Source organism: Vibrio phycocola (assembly GCF_053850235.1).
The window spans coordinates 83516-110451 of the sequence record NZ_JBSQDJ010000019.1 but is presented as its reverse complement, the minus strand read 5'-3'; the positions used below and the strand labels follow the sequence as shown (position 1 = coordinate 110451).

The following is a 26936-nucleotide window of genomic DNA, read 5'->3' as shown; positions in this document are numbered from 1 at the left end:
ATTCCTGTAGTTTTAAGCGTGTCCAGCAAGCACCGATAATTGAGCAGGTTCTATTCCCAACGTCTTAATCGCATGATTCCATTTTTCATGCATGGGGGTTGAGTAAATTAGCTCGGGATCGGCTTCAATGGTAAGCCATGAATTTTGAGAGAGTTCTTGCTCAAGTTGCCCCGCTTCCCAACCAGCGTAACCAAGTGCTACGACGTAGTCACTTGGTTCGGCTTTGGTGCCTAAGACGGCGAGTATATCTTGAGAGGTCGTTACCGCGATATCTTCGGTCATTTTTAGGCTTGAATTATAATGACTATTAGGACGATGGAGAACAAAACCTCGATCTTCGGCAACAGGGCCACCATTGAGAACTGGTTTCTCGAGATTTGACTCATATTCCATTGGATACAAAGGAGTGACCTCGACCTGCTTGAGCATGCCACCGATGGAGATGTCGATAGGGGCGTTGATCATTATCCCCATTGCACCTTCCTCATTATGCTCGCATACGTAAATCACACTGCGTTTGAAGAATGAGTCTTCTAAACTCGGCATGGCCACGAGAAAATGATTGGTTAGGTTCATGATGGTCTCTCTTTGTATTCGTTCTAATTAGTTGAGGTCTAATCGACGTTCAATGGCATCCATAAGCTTTCCAGTAATTGAAACATCAAAAGCAGCTTCAATTTCTACGATACATGTTGGACTGGTGACATTAATTTCCGTCAGCTTATCGCCAATCACATCAAGTCCAACAAAAATCAGTCCTTTTTCTTTCAATGTCGGCCCCACCGCTTTTGCGATGGCGATATCGGTCTCACTTAATGGCCGAGCTTCACCACGACCACCGGCAGCTAAGTTACCACGAGTTTCACCTTTTGCAGGAATACGAGCCAAGCAATATGGCATTGGCTCGCCATCAACAACCAAAATTCTTTTATCCCCATTAGAGATATCAGGTACAAATGTCTGCGCCATGCAGTAATTGTTACCATGGTTAGTTAGGGTTTCGATGATAACCGATACATTCGGATCGTCTTTTTTTACTCGGAAAATGGACGCACCACCCATACCATCTAGTGGTTTTAGAATAACGTCACCGTGTTTTTCTCTGAATGCTTTGAGGGTTTCTGCTTTACGAGTGACAACCGTTGTTGGCGTTAATTCAGGGAACCAGGCGGTGAAGAGCTTTTCATTGCAGTCACGCAAGCTTTGAGGTTTGTTGACAATTAATGTACCGGCGATTTCTGCGCGCTCTAAAATGTAAGTCGCGTATATATATTCAGTATCAAATGGAGGATCTTTACGCATTAAAACCGCATCAAGATCTGACAACTCAATTGTTTTTTGTTCCTCAGCCTCAAACCATGATTGAGGATCGTTTTTAACCGTGATGACTTGAGTATCCGCAAGGGCGATCCCCTGTTCTAAGTGAAGATCGTCCATTTTCATATAATGGATTTCGTAGCCACGGCGTTGTGCTTCAAGCATCATTGCAAATGAAGAGTCTTTTTTAATGTTAATGGATTCAATAGGATCCATTACGATACCAATTTTAATCATGATGTGTTCTCCAGTTATCCAAGATCGCCAAAACGAACTTGAAGTGCAGTGATGGCAGTAAGCGCCGCTGTTTCGGTACGTAATACTCGTGGGCCGAGCAGCGTCTCTTCAAAGTGATAATTTCGCGTCATTGCTATTTCTGTGTCTGACAAGCCTCCTTCCGGGCCAACCAATAATCTTACTTTGTTAACCGGTTGCGGAAGCGTATTAATTGAGTATTGTGCTCGTGGATGAAGATTGAGTTTTAATGCTTCTGTGGTTTCTGAGCACCAATCTTCAAGCGACATAATAGGGCGAATCTGTGGCACTGAATTACGCCCACATTGTTCGCACGCACCAATAATAATTTTTTCCCATTGCTGACGTTTCTTGTCAAAACGTTTTTGATCAAGCTTGACGCCACAACGTTCTGACAACAATGGGGTTATAGTGTTCACGCCGAGTTCGACCGCTTTTTGAATGGTAAAGTCCATTTTATCACCACGAGAAATGACCTGACCCAAGTGTAAGTCTAACGGTGATTCGACATTGCGTTCGTTGATCTGTTCAATTTGAGCAATGATCGACTTCTTGCTTACTTCAACAAGGCTAGCATTGAATTCGCGTCCACTTCCATCGAATAGAGTAATGGCTTGACCAACCCCCATTCGTAACACACGACCGATGTGACCGACCGCATCGTCGCTGAGCGAGACTTGCTGCTGAGAATCAATCAAGCTTGGATGATAAATTCGTGGGATTCGCATGAAACTTTCCTGACTTAGAGGTCTATGAATTAGAGCGTGTATATAGATTGATAAATGGGACTACTGTTGTTGAATTACAAGGGCAAAATAAACAATTAGCGCTATCTAATTGTCTCACCCTATTCTTGGGTTACTCCGGTAAACTGCAACTCTTGCTGGCATCGAACACACAGGTAGTTGGCTTGGCCTCGGACGATTTTATTATGGCGTCGAATTGTCAGGTCGTGTGATTGACAGCCGCAATGATAGGAGTAACGCTTTCCTTGCACAGACGATACATTAAAACGGTGAGTGGTTGTAGGCTCAAGTTGAAATACGTCCCACATGATGGCCTTCCACTCTTTTCCATGAGGGCGAACTCGTCCATAGCGTTTAAAAGCAATTAAATGAGCAATTTCGTGGGGAATCACTTGGTTTAAAAATTCGTTTTGGTTTTCATGGAATAAAATGGGGTTTAATCTTACTTCCCAAAGTTCTAGATAGGCCTTGCCAGCGCATTTACCACGTAGCTTTAAAGAGAGAGTTGGCGTGGTGTAGTTCTCAGAAAAATAGTGATTAGCCTGTTTAATGCAAGATTGAATTTTTTGCTCGGCTTGTTGGGTGACGGCGGCTGAGAGCATGAAAACCTATGAGTTATAAATATCTATCACTGTTATAACAAAAAAAGCCCTCGAATCCGAGGGCTTGAAATTGCAATTATCAACTTGGTTTTACTTGATACCAGCGAAATCTTTTAGAACATCAACTTTGTTGGTTGCTTCCCAAGGGAATTCGTCGCGACCAAAGTGTCCGTAAGCTGCTGTTTTTTTGTACATTGGTTGCAGTAAGTTCAGCATTTCTTGTAAACCGTATGGGCGAAGATCAAAGTTCTGACGTACTGCTTCAACAATGATCTCTTGGGCGACTTTCTCGGTGCCGAAGGTTTCAATCATAATTGATGTAGGATCCGCAACACCGATGGCGTAAGAAAGTTGAATTTCACAACGATCAGCCATACCCGCAGCAACAATATTTTTAGCAACATAACGCGCAGCATAAGCAGCACTGCGGTCAACTTTTGATGGATCTTTACCAGAGAAAGCCCCACCACCGTGACGAGCAGCACCACCATAAGTATCTACGATGATTTTGCGTCCAGTTAATCCACAGTCACCCATTGGACCGCCAATAACAAAACGACCTGTCGGGTTAATGAAGAAGTTGGTGTCTTTACTTAACCATTCGGCAGGTAAAACTGGCTTGATGATCTCTTCCATTACAGCTTCACGAAGATCTGGTGTAGAGATGGTATCGCAATGTTGAGTAGAAAGAACGACGGCATCTATTCCGACAATTTTGCCTTGATCGTACTGAAACGTTACTTGAGACTTCGCATCAGGACGTAACCAAGGTAGTGTGCCATTTTTACGTACTTCTGCTTGGCGTTGAACCAGGCGATGTGAGTAAGTAATCGGGGCTGGCATCAATACTTCAGTTTCATTGGTTGCATAACCAAACATAATACCTTGGTCACCAGCACCTTGCTCTTTAGGGTCGGATTTATCAACGCCTTGATTGATGTCTGGCGATTGCTTACCAATGGTATTAAGCACGGCGCATGACTCAGCATCAAAGCCCATTTCCGAACCGGTATAGCCAATTTCTTTTACGGTATCACGAGTAATTTGCTCGATATCAACCCATGCTGAGGTTGTAACTTCACCACCAACCATGACCATTCCGGTTTTTACATAAGTTTCACAAGCTACGCGAGCTTTCGGGTCTTGTTCTAAGATGGCATCTAATACCGCATCAGAGATTTGATCGGCAATTTTATCTGGATGTCCTTCTGAAACCGATTCAGAAGTAAATAGGTGCTTAGTCATGAGCGCTCCGTTCTACTTATTTAAAAGCAAGTCAATCGCCTGCTTATTGGTATATAAATACATTATAGGAGTATTTACATCTAGACGTCTATTTAATTTTTTTGAGTAAATTATGAACAATTTTATCAGCGTCTTTTCGAGACACAGTTTGACAGATTGTTAAATTTGTACATATTGGTCACAAGGTTCACAGAAAATGCTGAGCTATTGCACTATTTGGGTGGTAAATCGTTTGCACGGCTTAATGGGCTCTGCGACAATATCGCCGCTAATTAATTTGACTTCGCTAAGGATTTAGGAGCTGACATGTCCTCTCAAAAACATCTTGCTAATGCAATTCGTGCTCTAAGCATGGATGGTGTACAACAAGCTAACTCTGGCCACCCTGGGGCCCCTATGGGCATGGCTGATATCGCCGAAGTGTTGTGGCGTGGCCACTTAAATCATAACCCACAGAATCCAAATTGGGCTGATCGCGACCGTTTTGTGTTATCAAATGGTCATGGCTCTATGCTAATTTATTCGCTTCTTCACCTTTCTGGTTATGACCTTTCTATTGATGATTTGAAAAACTTCCGTCAATTGCACTCTAAAACACCAGGTCACCCTGAATATGGTTATGCACCTGGCATTGAAACAACGACTGGACCTCTAGGTCAAGGAATCACTAACGCTGTTGGTATGGCACTGGCAGAAAAAGCGTTGGCGGCTCAGTTTAACCAAGAAGGCCATGACATCGTCGACCACTTTACCTACGCATTTATGGGCGATGGTTGTTTGATGGAAGGTATTTCACATGAAGCTTGTTCTCTTGCTGGGACATTAGGTCTGGGCAAACTGATTGCTTTCTGGGATGACAACGGTATTTCTATCGATGGTCATGTTGAAGGTTGGTTTAGCGATGATACTCCTAAGCGTTTTGAAGCATACGGTTGGCATGTTATTCCAGCGGTCGATGGTCACAACGCAGAAGCAATCAATGCGGCGATCGAAGCTGCAAAAGCAGACTCATCCCGTCCAACTCTAATTTGTACTAAAACCACGATTGGTTTCGGTTCACCAAATAAAGCTGGCACTCATGATTGTCACGGTGCTCCACTAGGTGCTGATGAAATCGCGGCTACTCGCAAAGAGCTTGGCTGGGAGTATGGTCCATTCGAAATTCCTGCTGATATTTATGCTCAATGGGATGCGAAAGAATCTGGCGCAGCAAAACAAGCTAAATGGGAAGCGAAATTTTCCGCTTACCAATCAGCGTATCCAGAACTTGCAGCAGAGTTTACTCGTCGTGTAAACAACGAACTTCCAGCTGACTGGGAAGAAAAAGCTCAAGCTATTATTGCTGATTTACAAGCTAATCCTGCGAACATCGCATCGCGTAAAGCGTCTCAAAATGTATTAGAAGCGTTTGGTAAGATGCTTCCTGAATTTATGGGTGGCTCAGCTGACTTAGCACCATCGAACCTAACTATGTGGTCTGGCTCAAAAGCGGTTACAGCTGATGATGCTTCAGGTAACTATATTCATTATGGTGTTCGTGAATTTGGTATGACTGCGATCATGAATGGTATGGCACTTCACGGTGGGTTTGTTCCTTACGGTGCAACCTTCTTGATGTTTATGGAATACGCACGCAATGCAATGCGCATGGCTGCACTTATGAAGATTCAAAACATTCAAGTTTACACTCATGACTCAATTGGTCTTGGTGAAGATGGTCCAACGCACCAACCTGTAGAACAAGTTGCTTCGTTACGTTTGACTCCAAATATGAGTACTTGGCGCCCATGTGACCAAGTCGAGTCAGCGGTTGCGTGGAAATATGCGATTGAACGTAAAGATGGTCCTACGTCTCTTATTTTCTCGCGTCAAAACCTTGCTCAGCAAGATCGTGATGCAGCACAAGTGGCTAATATCGCAAAAGGTGGCTACATCCTGAAAGATTGTGAAGGCGCACCTGAGCTAATCTTGATTGCGACAGGTTCAGAAGTCGAGCTTGCTGTAGCTGCCGCTGCTGAATTAACAGCCGAAGGTAAGTCGGTTCGCGTTGTTTCTATGCCAGCGACAGACTTATTCGACAAACAAGATGCGGCTTATCAAGAATCGGTTCTTCCTGCTGCAGTAACAGCTCGTGTTGCTGTTGAAGCTGGAATCGCAGATTTCTGGTACAAGTATGTTGGTTTTGGTGGTGCAATAGTTGGTATGACTACGTTTGGTGAGTCTGCACCAGCTGGAGAACTCTTCAAAATGTTTGGTTTCACGACTGAAAATGTAGTGAAAAAAGCAAAAGAAGTATTAGCAAAATAATCGCAAGATTTTATTTGCACTCTTCGTCGAAAGCCGAGCTCTTGCTCGGCTTTTTTATTGCAAATTTAAATGAAGTCGCGGGCTGTTATTTGACACGCTATCGGTTAATATTGCGACAAATAGAATGGGTAGGAGTAAAGGTTGATGCTCAAAATCGCGATCAATGGATTTGGCCGTATAGGCCGAAACGTGCTGCGTGCTGTTTATGAAAGTGGAAAGAATCAACACATCAAAATTGTTGCTGTGAATGAGTTAGCACAGGCTGATGCCATGGCTCACTTGTTGCAATACGATAGTACGCACGGACGTTTTTCACATTCAGTGACACACAGTCAAGAGCACCTATTTATCCATAACCGTGATGATTCTGTAGATGAAATTAGAATTCTACATTTAGGCGAAGTCGAGTTGCTTCCGTGGCGAGACCTTGATGTTGACATCGTTCTTGATTGTACTGGAGTTTATGGAAATCGTGATGATGGGTTAGGCCACTTAGCCGCAGGAGCAAAAAAAGTACTCTTCTCTAATCCGGGCTCTGCTGATTTGGATAATACTGTGATTTATGGCGTTAACCATCAGTCACTTAAAGCCAACGACTTAATCGTCTCAAATGGATCATGCACAACCAATTGTATTGTGCCTATTATTAAAGTGCTCGATGAGGCATTCGGCATTGACTCAGGAACCATTACTACGATTCACTCTTCGATGAATGATCAACAGGTCATTGATGCTTACCATGGTGATTTGCGTCGAACTCGAGCGGCGAGTCAATCTATCATTCCAGTCGATACAAAATTGCATAAAGGTATCGAACGAATATTCCCTAAGTTCTCTAATAAATTCGAAGCTATCTCAGTTCGCGTCCCAACAGTTAATGTTACTGCAATGGATTTAAGTGTCACAATTAACACAAATGTAAAAGTTAATGACGTAAATCAAACCATCGTGGAGGCTTCACGGTGTACATTACGTGACATTGTTGACTATACTGAAGCGCCACTTGTTTCCATCGACTTTAACCATGATCCACACAGTGCGATCGTTGATGGATCACAGACGAGAGTGAGTAATGGGCAGTTAGTTAAGATGCTCGTTTGGTGTGATAACGAGTGGGGATTTGCCAACCGAATGTTGGATACGGCATTGGCAATGCACACCGCGCATTAGTAAGTTTATTGATCGGGGACGGAAAATTTATTTATTTTACATGGTAAAATAAATTATAATGCCCCTTAGAAAATTATTACCATTTTGATATTTGTAGATTCGGCAGGGCCGCCGAGTTAAGAACTTTAATCTTTATAACAATTTGAGAGGACAAACAATGTCTGTAATCAAGATGACTGACCTGGATTTAGCAGGTAAACGTGTATTTATCCGTGCTGATTTAAACGTACCTGTTAAAGAAGGCAAAGTAACTTCTGATGCTCGTATTCTTGCTTCGCTACCGACTATCAAACTTTGTCTTGAAGCTGGTGCAAAAGTAATGGTTACGTCTCACTTAGGTCGTCCAACTGAAGGTGAATATGCAGAAGAGTTCTCTTTGGCTCCTGTTGTTAACTATCTAAATGATGCACTTGATTGCCCAGTTACACTAGCGAAAGACTACCTTGAAGGTCTTGAACTAAATGCTGGTGAGTTGGTTGTTCTAGAAAACGTTCGTTTCAACAAGGGCGAGAAGAAGAACGAAGAAGCGCTTTCTAAGAAGTATGCTGCATTGTGTGACATCTTTGTTATGGACGCATTTGGTACGGCTCACCGTGCTCAAGCGTCTACTCACGGTGTAGGTACTCACGCTCCAGTTGCATGTGCTGGTCCTCTTCTTGCGGCAGAACTTGAAGCATTAGGCAAAGCGATGGACAACCCAGCCCGTCCATTGGTTGCAATTGTTGGTGGTTCTAAAGTTTCTACTAAGCTAACCGTTCTTGAGTCTTTATCTAAAATTGCTGACCAACTTGTTGTTGGTGGCGGCATTGCAAACACCTTCATCGCAGCTGAAGGCCACAACGTCGGTAAGTCTTTGTACGAAGCTGACCTAGTTGAAACGGCTCAAAAGCTAATGAAAGAGTGCTCTATCCCTGTTGCAACTGACGTTGCATGTGCAAAAGCATTCGATGAGAACGCTGAAGCTGAAATTAAAAACGTTTCTGATGTTCAAGACGACGACATGATCTTCGACCTTGGCCCTGATTCAACTGCAGCACTTGCTGAAATTATCGGCAATGCAAAAACAATCCTTTGGAACGGCCCAGTTGGCGTATTCGAATTCAAGAACTTTGAAGCGGGTACAGCAGGTATTTCTAAAGCAATTGCTGATTCTGAAGGCTTCTCTGTTGCAGGTGGTGGTGACACTTTAGCTGCTATCGATAAGTTCGGTATCAAAGCTGATGTTTCTTACATCTCTACCGGTGGCGGTGCTTTCCTTGAGTTTGTTGAAGGCAAAGTTCTACCAGCAGTTGCAATGTTAGAAGAAAGAGCAAAAGCATAATTATTACAAAAGCGGGGAGAAACCCCGCTTTGTTGTTTGCTGCAGCACGTTGTTTTCTTTGCTAGAATGACGCTGGGTGTGAGCAAACGTTTGCAAGAATTTAAACTTAACTGTTTTATTTTTAAAACGACAGAAAACAATAGGATTTAATCCATGTCTAAGATATTTGATTTTGTAAAACCGGGCGTAATTTCTGGTGATGATGTACAGAAAGTATTTGAAGTAGCGAAAGAGAATGGCTTCGCATTACCAGCAGTGAACTGTATCGGTACAGATTCAGTAAACGCGGTACTAGAAGCAGCAGCAAAAGTTAAATCTCCTGTTATCGTTCAATTTTCTAACGGCGGTGCTTCTTTCTTCGCAGGTAAAGGCGTAAAACTTGAAGGTCAAGGTGCAGCTATCCTTGGTGGTATTGCAGGAGCAAAATACGTTCATGCAGTTGCTGAAGCTTATGGCGTTCCAGTTATTCTTCATACTGACCATGCTGCTAAGAAACTTCTTCCTTGGATCGACGGACTACTAGACGCGGGTGAAGAGTTCTTCGCACAAACTGGTAAGCCTCTTTTCTCTTCACACATGTTAGACCTTTCTGAAGAATCTTTAGAAGAAAACATCGACACTTGTGCTAAATATCTAGCTCGCATGGCTAAAATGGACATGACAATCGAGATTGAACTAGGTTGTACTGGTGGTGAAGAAGATGGTGTTGATAACTCTGACATGGACGCATCTGAGCTATATACTTCTCCTGAAGATGTTGCATACGCATACGAAAAACTAAACGCGGTTAGCCCACGTTTCACTATCGCAGCTTCTTTCGGTAACGTACACGGTGTATATAAGCCTGGTAACGTTGTTCTTACTCCAACTATCCTACGTGACTCTCAAGCATACTGTGCAGAGAAATTTGGTATTGCACCAAACGCTCTAAACTTTGTATTCCACGGCGGTTCAGGTTCAACTGAAGCTGAAATCCAAGAGTCAATCGGCTATGGTGTTATCAAAATGAACATCGATACTGATACTCAGTGGGCATGTTGGGATGGTATCCGTTCTTACGAAGAGAAGAACCACGACTTCCTTCAAGGTCAAATTGGTAACCCTACTGGTGATGATGCGCCAAATAAGAAGTACTACGATCCTCGCGTATGGTTACGTGCTGGTCAAACTTCAATGGTTACTCGTCTTGAAAAAGCATTTGCAGATCTAAACTCAGTAGACGTACTATAATTCGTCCTAGGTTAAATCAAGTTTAATAAACCGCTCTTTGGAGCGGTTTTTTTTTTGCGAATTCGTAAGTGAATGATAAGGTTTTTTGTCTTAAATATTGTTCTATTTAGAGTAAATGCTACTAAATTGTGAATTTCGGATATAAAGGCTAGATTTAACCTGCTCTGTTAGAGTATTTTATTCGCGTAAATTTGTTCAATTTCAATGTAAGGGTAAGGCTATATGGCAACTGAAGACAAAATTGTGCCAGATGTATCAGATGTAACCGAGAGTATTTCTCGATTAGAAACTTGGTTAACCAATAACTCAGATCTTTTGATTCAATATGGTGTGAATATTATTTCTGCTATTTTGATTCTGTTTATTGGTAACATTATTGTTAAAGCGATCGCGAGAAGCATTGGTAAGTTGCTGGCTAAGCGTGAAATGGATCAAGCGGTTGTTGATTTTGTTTCGGCCTTGGTTCGTTACCTTCTATTCGTTATTGTCTTAATTGCGGCATTAGGCCGAGTTGGGGTTCAAACGGCATCTGTTGTTGCGGTTATTGGTGCGGCAGGTTTAGCGGTTGGTTTAGCGCTACAAGGTTCGTTATCTAACTTTGCTGCGGGTGTGTTAATCGTTGCATTTCGCCCATTCAAGTCAGGCGATTATGTTGAAATTGGCGGTGTTGCTGGTTCAGTATCTTCAATTCAGATTTTTCAAACTGTGTTGAAAACGCCAGATAACAAGATGATTGTTGTACCAAATGGCGGTGTTATCGGGGGACCAATTGTCAATTATTCTCACCATGCCACTCGTCGTATCGATTTTACTATTGGTGTTTCTTATAGTGCTGACTTACAGAAATCTAAAGAACTCATTACAAAAATCATCGAGGCTGATAGTCGAGTATTGAAAGAGCCAGGTGTGACTGTTGGTGTTGTTGAACTTGCCGATTCTTCAGTGAATTTTGTTGCTCGCCCTTGGGTGAAAACAGAAGACTATTGGGCGGTGTATTTTGATTTGTTGCAAGCGATGAAAGAAGGCTTGGATAAAGAAGGAATCGAAATTCCATTCCCACAAATGGATGTTAACCTGAATAAAGTAGGGTAAAGAATACTTCCATCCTACTCAATTCAAAAAGCGGCCAATTGGCCGCTTTTTTTAGGTTCTTTTCCTTCGTTTTTTCATTGTATTGACTAACCTTAACAAAGGTTTTATAGCGAGAGCCAAAGTGTGAATGCGATATAGAGCATTATCGTACCAACCAAAAAATCGATGCTCATTTGGACTTTGGGCTTGGAAAGCGTTGTAGATAATTTTGATGCTGCTGTCGCCAGTAAAAAGAACCACGAGAAAGATGCGATGATTGTTCCAATAGCAAATGACATACGATCGATGCCCTCAAACTTCCCACCCAACGAACCTAAAATGACAATGGTATCAATATAAACGTGTGGGTTTAGTACTGAAACTGCCAATGCTCCCAATACAACCGTAATTCGTTTTTTTGTTTGATCGGTACTGGCTTCCAAGGGCTCTTGTCTATGGGCTCGCGAGAACATGCTGCGAAATGACAATAGACCATAAACAGATAGGAATAGAATGCCAGAAATTGTGACTATCTCGAGCAATAATGGCGACGATGTGAGTAATGCACCACCACCAAATATACCAATGCAGATGAAGGTAAAATCCATCAATCCACATGTGAAGGCGGTAGTTAGATAGTGCTGGCGTTTGATTCCTTGGTTTAATACATAAGCATTTTGAGCACCAATAGGAATGATCATTCCTAACCCTAATGTTAGCCCTTGAAGTAAAACCCAGATGTTCATTTTGTTCTCGATAAATTTGGTCGTTGATTGACGCGTAGCTTAACGTTATCTTTATGATTAAAGAAATTAATGATTTTAATATTACATTAGAGATTCTTATAATGCGTGGGCTCGACTATAAATGGATAGAAGCATTAGAAGCGGTAATGAGTTATGGCAGTTTTGAACGAGCGGCTGAACAACTCAACATTACCCAATCTGCTGTATCGCAACGGATTAAACAGCTCGAAAAATTTGTCTCGCAACCTGTATTAATTAGAGCAACTCCGTTGTCTTTAACGGCGGTAGGCAGCAAGCTCGTTGAGTTGTATCGCAAGGTTCAAATGCTGGAACAAGAGCTTGTTCCTGAGCTATTGAACCAAGCTACACAAGCGCCAGTATCAATCGCTATTGCCGCGAATTCTGATAGCTTGGCAACTTGGCTTCTTCCTGCTCTTTCGGAGTTACTATTATCGCAACACATCGAATTAACCATTCAAACCGATTTAGAATCAAAGGCCCTTGATAAGTTGAAAAATGGGGAAGTCGCGGGGAGTATCAGTATCTACCCAGAGCCATTAGCCGGTTGTACTTCCGAGTATTTGGGGAAAATGGAGTATCTATGTGTTTGTACACCCAATTATTATCAGCGTTATTTTGCATCTGGGGTAAATCGGGAAACATTATCTCTCGCGCCAATCGTTAAATTTAACCAATACGATACCATGCATGTCGATTTCCTAGTGAAGCACTTTCAGGTTAACCCACGACAGCTGCACCAACATTATGTCGCCAGCTCAGAAGCGTTTGTTAAGTTTGCCTTATGCGGGGCGGCAAGTTGTTTGATTCCTAGAATACAAATCGAAGATGCATTAGAGCAGGGGCTCTTGATTGAAATTATGCCTTCGTTGACTCATACGAACTATATATATTGGCACCATTGGCAGTTAGAAACTGGCGTATTGAAACAATTAACTCAAGCTATTCTGGAATATAGCAAGTCAAATTTAATCCGGTAAAAGGAGGTGTATCGTCAAGGTTGTGTGATTTTTACTTCTAAAAGTGAACGCTCTGTAGTGAGCTAATCTAATATTCTACTGGGATGCAATTACAATCTTGGAGATTGATACATGATTAAAGCCGTTTTTATTGCGATGACACTATTTACCTCGGGAGCTCTTTCTGCTGCAGAGCTCAAAGCAGCTCATATCGCAACCACAGGAATTGGAGAGGTGTCTGTCGCTCCGGACTCTGCACTGTTTAATGTGCAAGTCGAGCAATCAAATTTGAATGCGGAACAAGCTAAAAGTGCTGTCGATGACATCGTGAAAGCGTATATAGAAAAGCTTGTGGAACACGGTGAGTCAACAGAGAAAATTTCGAGTTCTAACCTTTTTCTATCACCACAATATTACTACCCAAAGAATGGCCAACCAGATTTGATTGGTTATAAAGCGGTAAGAAAAATTACGGTTGATGTCGATGATATTTCCAAATTGAACCTTTACTTGGACGTGGCGCTAGAACAAGGGGTAACCAGCGTTAATCGTATTGAACTGAAAGTAAAAGATAGAGAGACTTATCGTTTGAAAGCAACGCAAGCTGCAATCGCGGATGCGAAAAGCAATGCCAAATTACTCGCAGAAGGATTTGGTCGCGAGTTGGGTGACATTTGGGAAATCAATTACCAATCGCCACAAGCTCCACATTCTCCAGGTTTGATGCGTTCGATGTCGTTGGAGCAAAGTAACGTCTTTAAAGATTATCAAGACACCAATATTGTCATCAAAGACAACGTGAACGTCATCTATGAATTGAAGTAATGGTTTTTATTTCCTAACCAAAAGATATACGACCTTAGTTTAATGTTGATTAATTCTTGAGCATTATCACAAAAGTATTATACTGATATAAGTGTCAAGCAAGTATCCCAATAATGGATGTTAGCTCTACTTTTTGTCAGTTATAACGTAAGTAAAGTACTGCTAGCTTCGTGATGTGGGTTGAGGTAGTGGGTATGACTCATTTTTTGGTTAGATTAACCATTGGCTGTTTAGCCATATTAGGCGTTAAGTTAAGTGCACTTTATTTTTTGCCTTTGGTATTACTGCTAAACACTCATAATAAAGAGTTTTTTGGTTGGTAATACAAAGTAGAGAATAAAAAAAATCGGAGCCCTAGGCTCCGATTTTTTGTTTAAGCTCTGTTGTAATTAAAGTACGTGTACAGATGCTGTGTTGGTTGTTCCTGAGGCAACGAGTGCGCCAGATACCATAACAACGATATCGCCTTTCTTACCAAAACCAGCTTCTAAAGCGTAGCTCTTACCGTTTTTGTAGAACTCATCAGTGTTATCGATAGAGTCAACAAGAACTGGACGAACGCCTTTAGTCAAAACAAGTTGAGCAGCCGTTTTAGGGTTGGTTGTTAGTGCAATGATGCTTGCTGTTGGGAAGTACTTACGTACTGAACGTGCAGATTTACCACCTTTAGTTGCAACAATGATGAGTGGTGCCGCTAGTTTTTCAGCTGTGTCTACAGCACCTTTACATACTGCTTCAGTGATGCGTAGGCGTGGGCTATCTAAACGAGAACCTAGCTCAGCTTTAAGAGCGCTATCTGTACGGTTTGCAATTTGAGCCATGATTGTCACAGCTTCAACTGGGTATTTACCTTTCGCAGTTTCACCAGAAAGCATAACAGCATCAGTACCATCCATGATTGCGTTTGCAACATCACCCGCTTCTGCACGAGTTGGACGTGGGTTGCTGATCATTGAGTCAAGCATTTGAGTTGCAGTGATAACCACTTTACGTGCACGGTTACATTTTTCGATCATCATCTTCTGAGCGAAAATTACTTCTTCTGCAGGGATTTCAACACCAAGGTCACCACGAGCAACCATGATACCGTCAGACGCTTCTAGAATCGCATCGAAGTTATCAACGCCTTCTTGGTTTTCAATTTTAGAAATGATGTGGATGTTTTCACCACCGTGAGCATTAAGAAGCTCACGGATTTCTTTAACGTCTTCTTCTTTACGGATGAAAGAAGCTGCAACAAAGTCAACACCTTGCTCACAACCAAACTTAAGGTCAGCTTTATCTTTTTCAGAAAGTGCAGGAAGCTGAACAGAAACACCAGGAAGGTTTACACCTTTGTTTTCGCCAAGTGGGCCGTTGTTCAATACTTTACATTTAACTTCGCTATCAGTTGTCGCGGTAACTTCCATTTCAATCAAACCATCATCAACAAGGATGGTGTTTCCTGCTGAAAGGTCTTTTGCGAAACCAGGGTAAGTAACAGCAACAACATCTTTATTACCAACAACTGAAGTATCAGTCGTAAAAGTAAATTCTTGACCTGCAACGAGATCAACATCATTTCCGCCTTCAAGCTTGATAGTACGGATTTCTGGTCCTTTAGTATCGAGAAGGATTGCTAACTGTTTGCCAACATTTCCCATTACTTCACGGAAGTTTTTGATACGAGTTCCATGTTCTTCAAAGTCACCGTGTGAGAAGTTCAAGCGCATAACGTTCATGCCAGCGTTAACAAGTTGGCCTAGTTTTTCTACTGATTCAGTTTTAGGACCAATTGTACATACAATTTTAGTCTTCTTTACGGTTGTGTTCGTTTTCATGAAAGGTTGTCTCCGGTAAATTTTATTCAATTTTAATTTATTTGATGCCCTAAAGTGCGGTTTGTCGTAACAAGCATTTTGCATTACGAGATAATATTTACACTCACTTTAGTGCTGAAAGTCGTTCAACAATTCGGTCATTTTATAACTACATAAAAACCAGTTTCTGCCTCGGTTTTTACATTATAGCCCGTGATATTGGAAATTTTTGGCTAATTCTAAGTAAGTTATCATTCAATTCTGTAATTTACTTTCGTAAGGCGGGCCAATTCTAACACCTAATGAGAGTAATATCACTGTTTAAGACTTGTCTTAGGACAAGGTTTTTGCATCAATAATTATTTTTTTTATTGAAATAAATAGATAAAACATTTCGACTGAACTATTATTTCTTTTGAAACGAAACCAAATCTAGAGTTTTAAATGTCGAAACGAAACACTCAAGCTCGTCGTCATACGATTGTCTCCCTAGTAAATCAAAAGGGAGAGGTAAGCGTAGAAGAGCTATCAAGTCAATTTGAAACATCGGAAGTCACTATCAGAAAGGACTTATCGACTCTCGATAAGAGTGGGTTGTTACTACGTCGTTATGGCGGTGCGGTGGCATTACCAAAAGACATCATTTCTGAACAAACTATAAAAAAAGTTTCGAATCGAAAGTTATCACTGGCCGTCGCTGCAGCAGAACTCATTCGTGATCATAATAGACTGGTGATCGACAGCGGTACGACAACCGGTGCATTGATTCCACAGCTGAGTGAAAAGCAAGGCTTGGTCGTTATGACCAACTCTCTCTATGTGGCCAATGCACTGAATGAATTAGAAAATGAACCTATTCTACTGATGACCGGTGGAACGTGGGATCCTCATTCAGACTCATTTCAAGGTCAGGTCGCTGAGTCGGTATTACGTTCTTATGATTTTGACCAACTTTTTATTGGCTGTGATGGCATTGATTTAGATCGTGGCACAGTCACATTCAATGAATTAGTGGGTTTAAGTAAAGTGATGGCGAATGTAGCAAGAGAAGTCATCGTCATGGCTGAATCCGACAAAATAGGCCGCAAGATACCCAACCTCGAGCTTGGTTGGGAAATAATTGACGTATTAGTGACCGATAATCGGTTAACTGATGCACAAGTACAAACAATAGAGTCATTCGATGTCCGTGTGATTCGAGCAGATTAATGCGTTATCCGATCAGGTTGGGTAATGTAACACCAAATAATAAGAGGTATTAATTATGTGTGGGATCGTTGGTGCAGTGGCACAGCGTGATGTCGCTGAGATTTTAGTTGAAGGTTTACGTCGTCTTGAGTATCGCGGATATGATTCTGCGGGAATCGCTGTGGTTGATACCAATTGTGAACTCACTCGTGTACGCCGTTTGGGGAAAGTACAAGAGTTGGCCGATGCGGTCAATGAAGCCAATGTTATTGGTGGAACCGGTATTGCTCATACACGTTGGGCGACCCATGGTGAACCTTCTGAAATCAATGCTCACCCTCATATTTCCGGCGACATTGCGGTGGTTCATAATGGCATTATTGAAAACTACGAAGTGTTACGAGAAACTCTCAAAGCACGAGGATATGTATTTACTTCAGAAACCGATACCGAAGTTATTGCTCATTTAGTCGAGTGGGAATACCGCACTTCCGAGACTTTAATTGAAGCACTGCATAAAACTGCCGCGCAGTTAGAAGGCGCTTACGGAACGGTTATTGTGGATAGAAACGATCCTGAGCGTATTGTGGTTGCTCGCTCTGGTAGCCCAATTGTTATTGGTTATGGTGTTGGTGAAAACTTTCTTGCGTCAGACCAGTTAGCACTATTGAATGTGACGCGTCGTTTCTCTTATTTAGAAGAAGGCGATGTGGCTGAAATTACACGTCGTGACGTTAAGGTTCTCGATGTATCTGGAAACCCTGTTGAGCGAGAAATTATTGAATCAACGGTTGAACTCGATGCAGGTACAAAAGCCGGTTACCGTCACTTTATGCAAAAAGAGATCTTCGAGCAGCCAACATCCATGAAGAATGTGATGGAAGGTCGAGTGACGAAAGATTCCGTGATTACAGAAAGTATCGGTATTAATGCGGTTGAGATCTTAAGTAAAGTTGAGCATGTTCAGATCATTGCTTGTGGTACATCGTATAATTCTGGAATGGCCGCTCGCTACTGGTTTGAAAGTCTTGCTGGCGTAAGCTGTGATGTAGAAATTGCCTCTGAATTCCGCTATCGCAACTTTGTTGTTCGTCCAAATAGCTTGTTGATTACCTTGTCTCAGTCGGGAGAAACCGCGGATACACTGGCAGCACTTCGCATCGCAAAAGAGAAAGGTTACATGTCGGCAATGACGATCTGTAACGTCTCTGGCTCTTCAATGGTTCGTGAATCGGACATTGCATTTATGACCCGAGCAGGAACGGAAATCGGTGTTGCCTCAACAAAAGCCTTTACCACTCAGCTTACTGCAATGCTGATGTTGGTGACTGCAATTGGTAAACATCAAGGACGTATTGATCAGGCTAAAGAAGCCGAAATTGTAAAAGAAATCCATAGCTTGCCGGTTTATATGGAAAGTGCACTCTCGTTTGATAAAGAGATTGAAGCGCTAGCCGAAGACTTTGCCGATAAGCAACATGCCATGTTCCTTGGTCGCGGCGAGTATTACCCAATCGCGATGGAAGCAGCACTGAAAATGAAAGAAATTTCATACATTCACGCTGAAGCCTATGCTGCTGGTGAATTAAAACACGGGCCTTTGGCTTTAATTGATGCTGACATGCCTGTTGTTGTGATTGCACCTACTAACGATTTGTTAGAAAAACTTAAGTCGAACGTGGAAGAAGTACGAGCTCGCGGTGGCTTACTATACGTTTTCGCAGGCGAGCAAGCGGGCTTTGAAGGCGATGAGAATATGAAGGTGATTAAAATGCCTCAAGTAAGCGAAATTGTCGCCCCAATTTTCTACACTGTCCCAACACAGCTTTTGGCCTACCATGTTGCTTTAATTAAAGGTACCGATGTGGACCAACCTCGTAACCTCGCAAAAGCAGTGACGGTGGAATAATTCAGCATCGTTTGATGTGAAATTTTGTAGGAGAGTAATAAAGTTCCATACCAAGCAATAAAGATTCATACTAAGTATTAAAGTCTCATACTAAAATTGCAGCGATCGGATCGGGACGCTGCCCTTTCTGCAATAAGTGCTTAACGGTCCAAGGCTTTAACAAAAGCTGGTCTGCCGTAGTTGCCTGTTGGTTTTCTGGACAAGTAGGATGTATTCATTGTGGAAAAATAGTGAACACTGATGATGTATAACAATCTAGGATTGAATAGCCCTAGATGATAGCCACCTTGTAGCAAGACAAAATGACGAATAGATAGGAGCTTATGAGTAGAAATCGTCACTCTGTCGTAACTTGGGAGTCTGTCCAACTTAGAGCTAGCAAGTTCATTGATCTGCTCCAGCCATACTGGACACTTCGTTAAGCGACATTTTGATTTTCGAAGTTAACTGGGCTTAGATACCCAAGAGCGCTGTGCCTTCTTGTCCGATTATAATCAACCTCTTGGTATTCAAAGATCGTTTGGCGTATCTCGTCTCGCGTCATGATCGACTCGTACTGGATCGCTTCAACTTTCATTGAATGGAAAAAGCCTCATAACAAGCATTGACGCTCCTATGTCAAGCCAATCGCGCCAAATCCTTCAGAATTAGTGGAAACAGTTCTCTTACTATATAACGCTTTAAGTTGCGAGCAATTTCCTTGGTTGATAATCCTTCAGCCGTTCTCCGTGCAACATAATCTTTCGTTCTGGGATCACTTCGCATCCTTACCATAGCTACAGTCCATAGAGCATTATTAGCACTTCGGCAGCCACCTCGATTTAATCTATGGCGAGTAGTCTTACCTGACGAAGCTGGAATTGGGTTAACACCGCATAGTACAGCAAACTAAGATTCCTTCCTTAATCGGGTAGCGTTATCACTCGCTGCAATAAGAAGAGTTGCAGCTACATTTGTACCGACGCCAAATCTTGATTCTAGACTCTTGCCTACACTCAAAGTTAACTTTTTCAACGCCCGAACAAGAGTTTTAACCTGCTCATTCAGGAAATTCCATCGTTGTGCTAACAGTACAAGTGAAACCATTAACGGCTCGCTACTATCTGAGCATTGGGCTAGACATGCCGTTGCACACGACCCTGGCTTTGGCAAATAAAGGGACTGTTTTAGCTCATCAGGGCCAGATACGAGAAGTGATCGAATTTGGTTTATTGCCTGAGTTCTTGCCTTTACCGCACTATTTCGAGTCATCAACAGGCTTCGCAATGATTCAACTGGTCCTGCATGAGTTTTAGGAATGACCTTCGCCTCACCAGATAACACGCTCCTAGCCGCATTCTCTGAGTCTATATCTTTTAGTCGCCTCTTCATTCGGTTCGGTCGCATAACTACATACACGTTAATACCATTCTTGAACAGGTATTTTGCCAGTTCAGCACCATAACTTCCTGTACCTTCGATACCAGATTTTTGAAGAAATCCATAGGATTTACACCATGTGAAGAGTTCACGATAACCTGAAAGGTTAGCACTAAACGCTTTGTTTTTAACAACTTGCCCAAGCTCGTTGATAAGTGTTGCGACATGAAGTTCCAAATAGGTATCTACACCCAGATACAATTTATAGCGAGGATCATTGCTGTTCATGAGCCATTCTCCTGTGTGAATCGCTCAACCGGACTGGACACTGGAGGTGCAATATACAAAGCTCCTATTAGGTCACAACTGAGTCGATAGAATTGAACAGACTCTCTGAACGACAGGTCAACACAAAGACATTTCAGTCAATCCCAGCACGGTTCTGTACAAACAGTCTGTATTTTAATTCTAACCCCAGTGTCCCAACAGTTTCCTTTCCTATTCGTACTTTGTTTTAGATTATAAGCAGTTATGATGTCTCGATAATCTTTTGAGCAGTACTGACTACCTCGGTCACTATAACCTATAACCTGCTCAGGGAACCCTTGACGGAACAAGGTCATTGATAATGAATCGCAGACCAGAGTTGCCGTCATTCTGGTATCCATCAAGCGACTACTTGCCTTGAATAAAGGTCAATGATTACCGCCAAATACAGCCAGCTTTCGCTTGTCGTAAGTAGAGTAAGAGACAGAGCGTAGTCGAACTATTTCTCTGCCTCTCCTCTCCGAACCGTACGTGCACCTTTCAGCGCATACGGCTCTCCACTTAATCAAGGCCAACGGCCATAGCAACATCTGAGTATCTTGAAGTAACTGTGTTTCTGCCTTCCGTCAGAAGATAGGGGTTGGTTGCTGGAAGACGCCACTTGAACGGCATCTTATGACTACTCACAAGCCGGAACAGGGAGATACCACACAGATACCCCTGATTCGTTTTGCCGAAGAGCACCCATGTTTTGGCCTTCTTCGGCTCCGGACGCTTACACCATTTCTTCAACAGTGCTTTGATACGACACTTATACTTGCGTGCCAACCAGAGTGCCAGTTTCCAGAACACAACCCTGTCTATCCGACCATAAGTCATTGCAGTAAAGTCAGTGTGGCGGTAGAACTGCGACCACCCACTGAGCTTCTGGTTTATCTTCTCAGCCTTGTCTATCATGCTGCAACTAAAGTCCCCTGAAAGCTCTTTTACTAACGCATGAGTGAATGCTTTCGCTTTAACCTTTGGTATCGTGGTAACCACTCGCATGTTTCCTCTAGGGCCACGTTTCCGGATAACCCGATGCCCCAAAAAGACGAAGCCATCGTTCACATGCGTGATATGGGTTTTCTCCATATTTAGAGTGAGCTTTAACTTCCCTTCAAGGAACTGTCGACATTCGTCACGGATACATTCAGCATCTTGTTTTGTCCCTTTGATTATGAGAACAAAGTCATCAGCATAACGACAGTAGGCAACCGCTGGTTGCCACTGCCAGTTATTCTCAATTGCTGAACGGCGTCCTATTTTTATGCTGTTGTTTAGATACCATCGATCTTTGCGAGCTTTCTTACTCAGATAGCGTTGATGAAGATACTGATTGAACTCATTAAGCATGATACTCGACAATAATGGAGAGATGACGCCGCCCTGAGGTACACCCTGATGCGTTGCACAGAACAGGTTTCTCTCAACATGCCCTGACTTGATAAAACGCCAGAGTAAATCAAGAAGACCATTGCAGCTTATCCGCTTACGCACACACTTCATCAACAGTCGATGATGCACGGTATCGAAGTAACTGGATAGTTCACCTTCGATTACCCATCGACCACGAGTGTCTGTACTGTCAGTGAGCTGTAATCTGACTGTGCGGATCGCATGGTGGACGCTGCGCTCTGGTCTAAAGCCATAAGATAATGAGTGGAGATCATTTTCCCATATCGGCTCCATTGCCATTAGCATCGCCCGTTGGACTATGCGGTCACGCAGGGTTGGAATGCCCAGCGGGCGTTGTTTCCCATTTGCTTTAGGTATATAGATGCGTCTGGCGGGCATAGGCTGGTAGTTACCGGATTGTAGTTCCAGCCTGAGCTCGCGTAGATAGTCGCCCAATTTCCCTTGCAGATGATGTTTCGTCACACCATCCACTCCCGGTGTTCTGGCTCCTTTGGAAGAGAGTGCTTTCTCTGCCGCATGGTATAGCCAGTCAGGATGAGAGATTAGCCGAAGCAGACGGTCGACCCTGCGGGTTTTATCGTCTGCTGTCCATGTTGCTAGCTTGTGCTGCATTTCACTGATTATCAAAGGTCTTCACCTTATTGCAGTCAGCTAGTTCGCTGACACAAGTTAATTAAGTTGTTCCCCTTCGCCATGTAATGGGCTTTCCCCATCCCAGACTACTACGAGAACTCCGTCAGCCTGTTTGTCATTGGGGGCGTGCTCCCTTTGCATTCAAACAGACCTTCCCCGGTTTACCTATCTGAACTCAGCCATATTGGGGTGGATGCTGATCGCAGTCTTTTGCCTTGTCGTTCTGCAAGGTGATGATGCTAAGAAGTTGACCTGTGATAACACTTCTTTCCATTTCAGAGGCTTACGTTTCCTCTTTAAATCGACGTGTATTGACCTTACCTATATCAATCGCACAGCATCATACCGCCTGATAACTCGTGTAGGCGGTGGCGACATTTCAGCCCATAGATGCGGGTTAATCAGTTCATGTTCTTCATCCGTCCAATATTCAGTCTGGAAGAGCATCTTGGCTTAACGAGTTCGCCTCACTCACCTTTGTCAGCGGGTTACATCACCTTACCAACATCGGTAAGTTACTACCGCTCAGACTCATACGCTGTCACAACCCAGCGTAGCCACAGCCTCTCGACTTCATATCTCGAAGTCTGTGGATTTAAGATAGACTCGTGGTTCAATTTAAGCATCCATGCTAGCCCTGAACTCCGGGCACACCATAGGTGATGTCTCCCGCCCATTTTTGATTCGGAGCCTCTACGTTAAAATCCTAAGTCAGCAGGTTCGGAGCAACTGGCATTTTATGTTTGCTACCCGTAGTACACTTAAACTTACGTGCCGCTTTCGACGTTAAATCCTGACGCTTCATACTTGCGGCAATGGTTGTAACATTATGGCTATCACCATTCTCTGCCAACTCTTTCCGGATGCGTCTTGAACCATCGCGGCCTTTGCTATTGTCAAAAGCCTCTTTGACCTTCGTATCAAGCTCTTAGGGAGTTACCTAGCTCTGAATGGACTTGTGGCGATGCTTAATCCAGTAATAAAACCCACTTAGTAAAACCCCGAATACCTTAGCCATGCGAACAGCACTGAAGTACAGCAGGTGTTCGAGCATAAATTCATAGCAATTTACTTTAGATTTTTCGCGAAGTAGGTGGCTGTAGTTTCAATTGGTCATTGCAACTGTTTTACTAAAATACTGATTTGCACAGGCACTAATGATGAAGCTAGCAAAACGTACATTTACTCAGGACGAAAAAGATCTAATATTCAGATTATGGAAACAGGGTACAGGTTTTAGTGATATTGGCCGTGTCTTGAACGCCGCTTCTGGGACAATATTTACAGCCTTACGCGAAACTGGCGGTATTAAACCTAATCCTCGTAAAAGGAATAAACAACATCTAACGCTCGAAGAACGAGAGGAAATTAGAGTAGCGTTATCAGCCAAAATGTCTTTAAGAGCCATAGATCCTATGCTAAATCGCTTCCCCTCATCGATTTCAAGAGAAGTAGCTCGCAATCGAGGTAGTCGTTATTACAAAGCTGTTGATGCTGACAACCGTGCAAAGCGTATGGCTAAGCGCCCAAAGCTTGGGGTCTTAGAACGCAATCCTGAACTCAGAAAAATCATCCTGGCGAAACTCGAGTTTAAGTGGCCTCCAGAACAAATATCTGGGTGGCTTAGTGTAGAGTATTCGCTTAGAAAGCACATGCAGGTATCGCACGAGACAATATATAAATCCATTTATGTTCGAGCTAAAAGTATCATTCATCGCTCGTTAACTCAGCATTTACGTCGAAGCAGGCCAATGCGCCGCTGTTGATATCATCTTCGGAGTGGTGACCGAAGCTTCACGAACATTGTAAATGGAATTTCAATACACGAGCGCTCTAAGAACATTGATAACCGTAGATCGGTTGGCCACTGGGAGGGAGAACTTGTCTCAGGTTCAAGAAATACACACATTGCTACTCTTGTAGATCGAAAATCTCGCCTTACTATCATCCTTAAGTTGGCGGGTAAAGACGCTGAATCTGTGCTTGTTGCGCTATTAGAGGCGTTTAAACAAATGCCTGCTGAATATCGAAAATCGTTAACATGGGATAGAGGTATGGAGTTAGCGAAACATGCGGAGCTGACTAAAGAAATAGGAATCCCTGTCTATTTTTGTGATCCTCAGTGCCCATGGCAAAGAGGTACTAACAAAAATACCAACAGCTAACTTCGACAATACTTCCCTCGAAAAACAGATTTATTACTTCACTCACAAGAAAAGCTCAATGAATTAGCCGCTCAACTTAATGAACGTCCAAGGAAAATATTGAAATATAAAACACCATCACACATTATTGAAAAGGGGGTAGCGATGATCTCTTGAATCTACAGCGGCCTTTTTTACTATATCTAGTTTTTCAGCTTGCTCAGCCAATTGCCTTTTGAGCTTGGCGACTTCAGCGGCTAGATCTTTTCCCTGTGACTGGTGCTGGTGTCTTTCTTGGCTGCCGCAGTTACTCCCACTTTCTCTGCTAGCTTCAGGGCTTCTGCTTTAAATTCAGGAGAATGGATAATACGTTTTTTCTTGCTTGTAATGGTTCGCCTCGTTAGTGATTGTACTCACTTAACTCGGTGTCCAAAACTACTGGCGCGGATCAGTCGAGGCCGCATCTAAAAAACGAGGTCGACGGCTATCAACGTGGCACCGCCAAGAAGACACATCCGAATGACTGCAACACTGATGCAGGCTTACGCTTCAGTGATGAAGTACTGGTTGGAAAAATTGATGTCGTGCTTGTTGAGCTTACGGGCTCCCGAAGCTGACCAATACCAGGTTATCGACACCAAATTCACTCCTAAGCTCGCTCAACACCCAGTCAGCTTTGTGGTATTGGAATATCATTTACCCGTCCTCAAAAAGAAAGACGTAGCCAAGCTCGATGACACCCCAGAGCTGATAACCACCGCCAAACTGAGCAACTGACCCACAACGGCATCTCCGTCGCGCGATCCAGCTTAACCAACTGAGCCAAACGCGGCATTGAGCTACTCCGACCGTTCGTGGAAGCCCAATTACTGACGAGGCTGTGGAAAGAGACGTCCTCAGATAACCCAATGAGATCTGTCATTTATAAACCGGTCAACCGCGTGGCGGAATGAACGGTTACATTATTGCTTCTGCACCAGATGGAAACCGGCACCCTGTGCTAGCTCTACAAAATTGGGAAAAGAAGTCGCGACATTGTCACAGTCGTTGATCTCAATATCCTCACTGGCCCGCAGCGCGGCCACCGCAAAAGCCATCGCGATGCGATGGTCGTGGTGGCTCTCTACACTACCACCCCGCATTACAGGGCCGTCCCTATTCTCCTTGCCTACAATTACGATACCGTCATCGGTAGGCGTTGCATCCACTCCTAGCGTCAGCAAGCCATTGACCATCACTTGGATCCGATCACTTTCCTTTACGCGTAATTCTTTGGCGCCGGTAAGCACGGTTGTACCCTGGGCACAGGCCGCAGCAATAAATAGTACGGGGAACTCATCGATTGCTAGTGGCACCTGATCCTCAGGTATCCTAATACCCGACAGCTGAGCCGAGCGTACCCGGACATCTCCTACCGGCTCTCCTCCCACTTCTCGCCTATTCAATACCGTAATATCGGCCCCCATTAGACGCAGGATATTAATAATGCCTACCCGAGTGGGGTTCATACCGACGTGTTGCAAGGTAATATTCGATCCCGGCACTATACTTGCCGCTACCATGAAAAACGCCGCCGATGAAATATCGGCAGGTACATCAATAGAACCGGCTGTCAGCGTGCCGCCACCGCAGAGTTTTGCCATGTCGCCATCGACCGCGACCTGATAGCCAAATCCGTTTAACATCCGCTCGGTGTGATCACGAGTAGGAGCAGGCTCTTTCGTTGATGTCTCTCCCGCGGCGTAAAGACCAGCGAGTAATATACAAGACTTCACTTGCGCACTGGCCATTGGAAGATCGTAAGAAATTGCCTTCAACTGTCCGCCACCATTAACTGTTATTGGTGGACGTCCGCCTTCCTGGGTTTTAACCTCCGCTCCCATTAAGCGTAAAGGCTTTGCAACTCGCTCCATCGGGCGGTTAGATAGAGACACATCACCGGTCAAAGTCACCGGAAACGCCTGTCCTGCCGCGATACCGGCTAGCAGCCGCATGGATGTGCCAGAGTTCCCCACATCAAGGGCAGCTGCCGGCGCAGTCAAACCGTTCAAGCCAACGCCATGAACCGTCACGCAGCCGTTTTGGGGACCTTGGATCTCAACTCCCATAGCGCGGAACGCATTAAGTGTGGCGAGCGCATCCTCACCCTCCAAAAAACCACTGATCTCGGTCGTACCCACTGCCAGCGAGCCCAGCATAATCGAGCGATGAGAAATTGATTTGTCGCCCGGGACGCGAATATTACCGGAGAGTCGACCGCCAGGGCTTGCAATAAATTTCATTTAGTAAATCCTGTAATGTTTGAATCGATTTAGTATTTGGTATTTGGTATTTAGTATATAGTATTTAGTGTGTAGGCGGTCCCCA

The 26936-nt window shown here is 43.4% G+C and carries 19 protein-coding genes and 7 pseudogenes; 11 read left to right on the top strand and 15 right to left on the bottom strand.

Annotated elements, in window-relative coordinates:
• Nucleotides 1-12: 12 nt before the first annotated feature.
• The 5 genes from ACWU4D_RS18160 to metK form a co-directional block, all read right to left on the bottom strand.
• Nucleotides 13-576, bottom strand: coding sequence for a YqgE/AlgH family protein (locus ACWU4D_RS18160; RefSeq protein ID WP_456052859.1), 564 nt, complete (start codon nt 574-576; stop codon nt 13-15).
• A 27-nt stretch (nt 577-603) separates the two neighbouring features.
• Entirely contained in the window at nt 604-1554 is a 951-nt protein-coding gene (gshB, locus tag ACWU4D_RS18155; protein ID WP_456052858.1) for a glutathione synthase, read from the bottom strand.
• 14 nt (nt 1555-1568) lie between these two features.
• Nucleotides 1569-2300 (bottom strand): 16S rRNA (uracil(1498)-N(3))-methyltransferase, encoded by a 732-nt coding sequence (gene rsmE / locus ACWU4D_RS18150; protein WP_456052857.1) that lies wholly within the window; start codon nt 2298-2300, stop codon nt 1569-1571.
• 119 nt (nt 2301-2419) lie between these two features.
• Nucleotides 2420-2920 carry a SprT family zinc-dependent metalloprotease gene (locus ACWU4D_RS18145; protein ID WP_456052856.1) on the bottom strand — a complete coding sequence of 167 codons (501 nt, stop codon included), beginning with the start codon at nt 2918-2920 and terminating at the stop codon, nt 2420-2422.
• 90 nt (nt 2921-3010) lie between these two features.
• A complete protein-coding gene (metK, locus tag ACWU4D_RS18140) occupies nt 3011-4165 on the bottom strand; it encodes a methionine adenosyltransferase (RefSeq protein ID WP_456052855.1) in 1155 nt (384 codons plus the stop codon).
• Nucleotides 4166-4471: 306 nt separating this feature from the next.
• Between metK and tkt the strand changes: the two genes are divergently transcribed.
• The 5 genes from tkt (at nt 4472) to mscS (ending at nt 11285) form a co-directional block, all read left to right on the top strand.
• Entirely contained in the window at nt 4472-6472 is a 2001-nt protein-coding gene (gene tkt / locus ACWU4D_RS18135; RefSeq protein WP_456052854.1) for a transketolase, read from the top strand.
• Between the two features lie 144 nt (nt 6473-6616).
• Nucleotides 6617-7642 (top strand): erythrose-4-phosphate dehydrogenase, encoded by a 1026-nt coding sequence (gene epd / locus ACWU4D_RS18130; RefSeq protein WP_456052853.1) that lies wholly within the window; start codon nt 6617-6619, stop codon nt 7640-7642.
• 157 nt (nt 7643-7799) lie between these two features.
• The gene (locus ACWU4D_RS18125; protein WP_456052852.1) at nt 7800-8963 is read left to right on the top strand and encodes a phosphoglycerate kinase; all 1164 of its coding nucleotides are present in this window, start codon (nt 7800-7802) and stop codon (nt 8961-8963) included.
• A 153-nt stretch (nt 8964-9116) separates the two neighbouring features.
• Nucleotides 9117-10193 carry a class II fructose-bisphosphate aldolase gene (fbaA, locus tag ACWU4D_RS18120; protein WP_456052851.1) on the top strand — a complete coding sequence of 359 codons (1077 nt, stop codon included), beginning with the start codon at nt 9117-9119 and terminating at the stop codon, nt 10191-10193.
• Nucleotides 10194-10415: 222 nt separating this feature from the next.
• Nucleotides 10416-11285 (top strand): small-conductance mechanosensitive channel MscS, encoded by an 870-nt coding sequence (mscS, locus tag ACWU4D_RS18115; protein ID WP_456052850.1) that lies wholly within the window; start codon nt 10416-10418, stop codon nt 11283-11285.
• A gap of 104 nt (nt 11286-11389) precedes the next feature.
• Here mscS and ACWU4D_RS18110 read toward each other — a convergent pair whose 3' ends face one another.
• Entirely contained in the window at nt 11390-12010 is a 621-nt protein-coding gene (locus ACWU4D_RS18110) for a LysE/ArgO family amino acid transporter (RefSeq protein ID WP_456052849.1), read from the bottom strand.
• 101 nt (nt 12011-12111) lie between these two features.
• On the opposite strand from ACWU4D_RS18110, the gene ACWU4D_RS18105 reads away from it, so the two are divergent.
• Together ACWU4D_RS18105 and ACWU4D_RS18100 are read left to right on the top strand one after the other, a co-directional pair.
• On the top strand, nt 12112-13008 hold the full coding sequence (locus ACWU4D_RS18105) for a LysR family transcriptional regulator ArgP (RefSeq protein WP_456052876.1): 897 nt from the start codon (nt 12112-12114) through the stop codon (nt 13006-13008).
• Nucleotides 13009-13119: 111 nt separating this feature from the next.
• Nucleotides 13120-13812 (top strand): SIMPL domain-containing protein, encoded by a 693-nt coding sequence (locus tag ACWU4D_RS18100; protein ID WP_456052848.1) that lies wholly within the window; start codon nt 13120-13122, stop codon nt 13810-13812.
• Nucleotides 13813-14201: 389 nt separating this feature from the next.
• Here ACWU4D_RS18100 and pykF read toward each other — a convergent pair whose 3' ends face one another.
• Nucleotides 14202-15632 (bottom strand): pyruvate kinase PykF, encoded by a 1431-nt coding sequence (gene pykF, locus ACWU4D_RS18095; RefSeq protein ID WP_456052847.1) that lies wholly within the window; start codon nt 15630-15632, stop codon nt 14202-14204.
• 423 nt (nt 15633-16055) lie between these two features.
• Here pykF and ACWU4D_RS18090 point away from each other — a divergent pair, with 423 nt between their 5' ends.
• Both ACWU4D_RS18090 and glmS read left to right on the top strand, forming a co-directional pair.
• The gene (locus ACWU4D_RS18090; protein WP_456052846.1) at nt 16056-16820 is read left to right on the top strand and encodes a DeoR/GlpR family DNA-binding transcription regulator; all 765 of its coding nucleotides are present in this window, start codon (nt 16056-16058) and stop codon (nt 16818-16820) included.
• Between the two features lie 55 nt (nt 16821-16875).
• Nucleotides 16876-18708, top strand: a complete 1833-nt coding sequence (glmS, locus tag ACWU4D_RS18085; RefSeq protein ID WP_456052845.1) for a glutamine--fructose-6-phosphate transaminase (isomerizing) — start codon at nt 16876-16878, stop codon at nt 18706-18708.
• Nucleotides 18709-19126: 418 nt separating this feature from the next.
• On the opposite strand, the pseudogene ACWU4D_RS18080 reads toward glmS, so the two are convergent.
• From ACWU4D_RS18080 to ACWU4D_RS18055, 6 genes and pseudogenes are all read right to left on the bottom strand, one after another.
• Nucleotides 19127-19297 (bottom strand): annotated as a pseudogene (locus ACWU4D_RS18080) (IS3 family transposase); the annotation flags it as partial.
• A 29-nt stretch (nt 19298-19326) separates the two neighbouring features.
• Nucleotides 19327-19683, bottom strand: a pseudogene (locus tag ACWU4D_RS18075) (transposase); the annotation flags it as partial.
• 222 nt (nt 19684-19905) lie between these two features.
• Nucleotides 19906-20355 (bottom strand): annotated as a pseudogene (locus ACWU4D_RS18070) (IS110 family transposase); the annotation flags it as partial.
• Between the two features lie 149 nt (nt 20356-20504).
• Nucleotides 20505-20827, bottom strand: a pseudogene (locus ACWU4D_RS18065) (DDE-type integrase/transposase/recombinase); the annotation flags it as partial.
• 68 nt (nt 20828-20895) lie between these two features.
• A complete protein-coding gene (gene ltrA / locus ACWU4D_RS18060) occupies nt 20896-22404 on the bottom strand; it encodes a group II intron reverse transcriptase/maturase (protein WP_456052875.1) in 1509 nt (502 codons plus the stop codon).
• Between the two features lie 730 nt (nt 22405-23134).
• Nucleotides 23135-23521 (bottom strand): annotated as a pseudogene (locus ACWU4D_RS18055) (transposase); the annotation flags it as partial.
• Between the two features lie 64 nt (nt 23522-23585).
• Between ACWU4D_RS18055 and ACWU4D_RS18050 the strand changes: the two are divergent.
• A pseudogene (locus tag ACWU4D_RS18050) lies at nt 23586-24746 on the top strand (IS30 family transposase).
• A 12-nt stretch (nt 24747-24758) separates the two neighbouring features.
• On the opposite strand, the pseudogene ACWU4D_RS18045 reads toward ACWU4D_RS18050, so the two are convergent.
• Nucleotides 24759-24958, bottom strand: a pseudogene (locus tag ACWU4D_RS18045) (IS3 family transposase); the annotation flags it as partial.
• Between the two features lie 130 nt (nt 24959-25088).
• On the opposite strand from ACWU4D_RS18045, the gene ACWU4D_RS18040 reads away from it, so the two are divergent.
• Nucleotides 25089-25346: a hypothetical protein gene (locus tag ACWU4D_RS18040; protein WP_456052844.1), complete on the top strand. Its 258-nt coding sequence runs from the start codon at nt 25089-25091 to the stop codon at nt 25344-25346.
• A gap of 185 nt (nt 25347-25531) precedes the next feature.
• Here ACWU4D_RS18040 and aroA read toward each other — a convergent pair whose 3' ends face one another.
• On the bottom strand, nt 25532-26851 hold the full coding sequence (gene aroA / locus ACWU4D_RS18035) for a 3-phosphoshikimate 1-carboxyvinyltransferase (protein WP_456052843.1): 1320 nt from the start codon (nt 26849-26851) through the stop codon (nt 25532-25534).
• Nucleotides 26852-26936 lie beyond the last annotated feature (85 nt).

Excerpts from the sequence above, each read along its gene's own strand:
- ACWU4D_RS18160 (WP_456052859.1), bottom strand. The coding sequence starts at position 576 with ATGAACCTAACCAATCATTTTCTCGTGGCCATGCCGAGTTTAGAAGAC.
- gshB (WP_456052858.1), bottom strand. The coding sequence starts at position 1,554 with ATGATTAAAATTGGTATCGTAATGGATCCTATTGAATCCATTAACATT.
- rsmE (WP_456052857.1), bottom strand. The coding sequence starts at position 2,300 with ATGCGAATCCCACGAATTTATCATCCAAGCTTGATTGATTCTCAGCAG.
- ACWU4D_RS18145 (WP_456052856.1), bottom strand. The coding sequence starts at position 2,920 with ATGCTCTCAGCCGCCGTCACCCAACAAGCCGAGCAAAAAATTCAATCT.
- metK (WP_456052855.1), bottom strand. The coding sequence starts at position 4,165 with ATGACTAAGCACCTATTTACTTCTGAATCGGTTTCAGAAGGACATCCA.
- tkt (WP_456052854.1), top strand. The coding sequence starts at position 4,472 with ATGTCCTCTCAAAAACATCTTGCTAATGCAATTCGTGCTCTAAGCATG.
- epd (WP_456052853.1), top strand. The coding sequence starts at position 6,617 with ATGCTCAAAATCGCGATCAATGGATTTGGCCGTATAGGCCGAAACGTG.
- ACWU4D_RS18125 (WP_456052852.1), top strand. The coding sequence starts at position 7,800 with ATGTCTGTAATCAAGATGACTGACCTGGATTTAGCAGGTAAACGTGTA.
- fbaA (WP_456052851.1), top strand. The coding sequence starts at position 9,117 with ATGTCTAAGATATTTGATTTTGTAAAACCGGGCGTAATTTCTGGTGAT.
- mscS (WP_456052850.1), top strand. The coding sequence starts at position 10,416 with ATGGCAACTGAAGACAAAATTGTGCCAGATGTATCAGATGTAACCGAG.
- ACWU4D_RS18110 (WP_456052849.1), bottom strand. The coding sequence starts at position 12,010 with ATGAACATCTGGGTTTTACTTCAAGGGCTAACATTAGGGTTAGGAATG.
- ACWU4D_RS18105 (WP_456052876.1), top strand. The coding sequence starts at position 12,112 with ATGCGTGGGCTCGACTATAAATGGATAGAAGCATTAGAAGCGGTAATG.
- ACWU4D_RS18100 (WP_456052848.1), top strand. The coding sequence starts at position 13,120 with ATGATTAAAGCCGTTTTTATTGCGATGACACTATTTACCTCGGGAGCT.
- pykF (WP_456052847.1), bottom strand. The coding sequence starts at position 15,632 with ATGAAAACGAACACAACCGTAAAGAAGACTAAAATTGTATGTACAATT.
- ACWU4D_RS18090 (WP_456052846.1), top strand. The coding sequence starts at position 16,056 with ATGTCGAAACGAAACACTCAAGCTCGTCGTCATACGATTGTCTCCCTA.
- glmS (WP_456052845.1), top strand. The coding sequence starts at position 16,876 with ATGTGTGGGATCGTTGGTGCAGTGGCACAGCGTGATGTCGCTGAGATT.
- ltrA (WP_456052875.1), bottom strand. The coding sequence starts at position 22,404 with ATGCAGCACAAGCTAGCAACATGGACAGCAGACGATAAAACCCGCAGG.
- ACWU4D_RS18040 (WP_456052844.1), top strand. The coding sequence starts at position 25,089 with ATGACTGCAACACTGATGCAGGCTTACGCTTCAGTGATGAAGTACTGG.
- aroA (WP_456052843.1), bottom strand. The coding sequence starts at position 26,851 with ATGAAATTTATTGCAAGCCCTGGCGGTCGACTCTCCGGTAATATTCGC.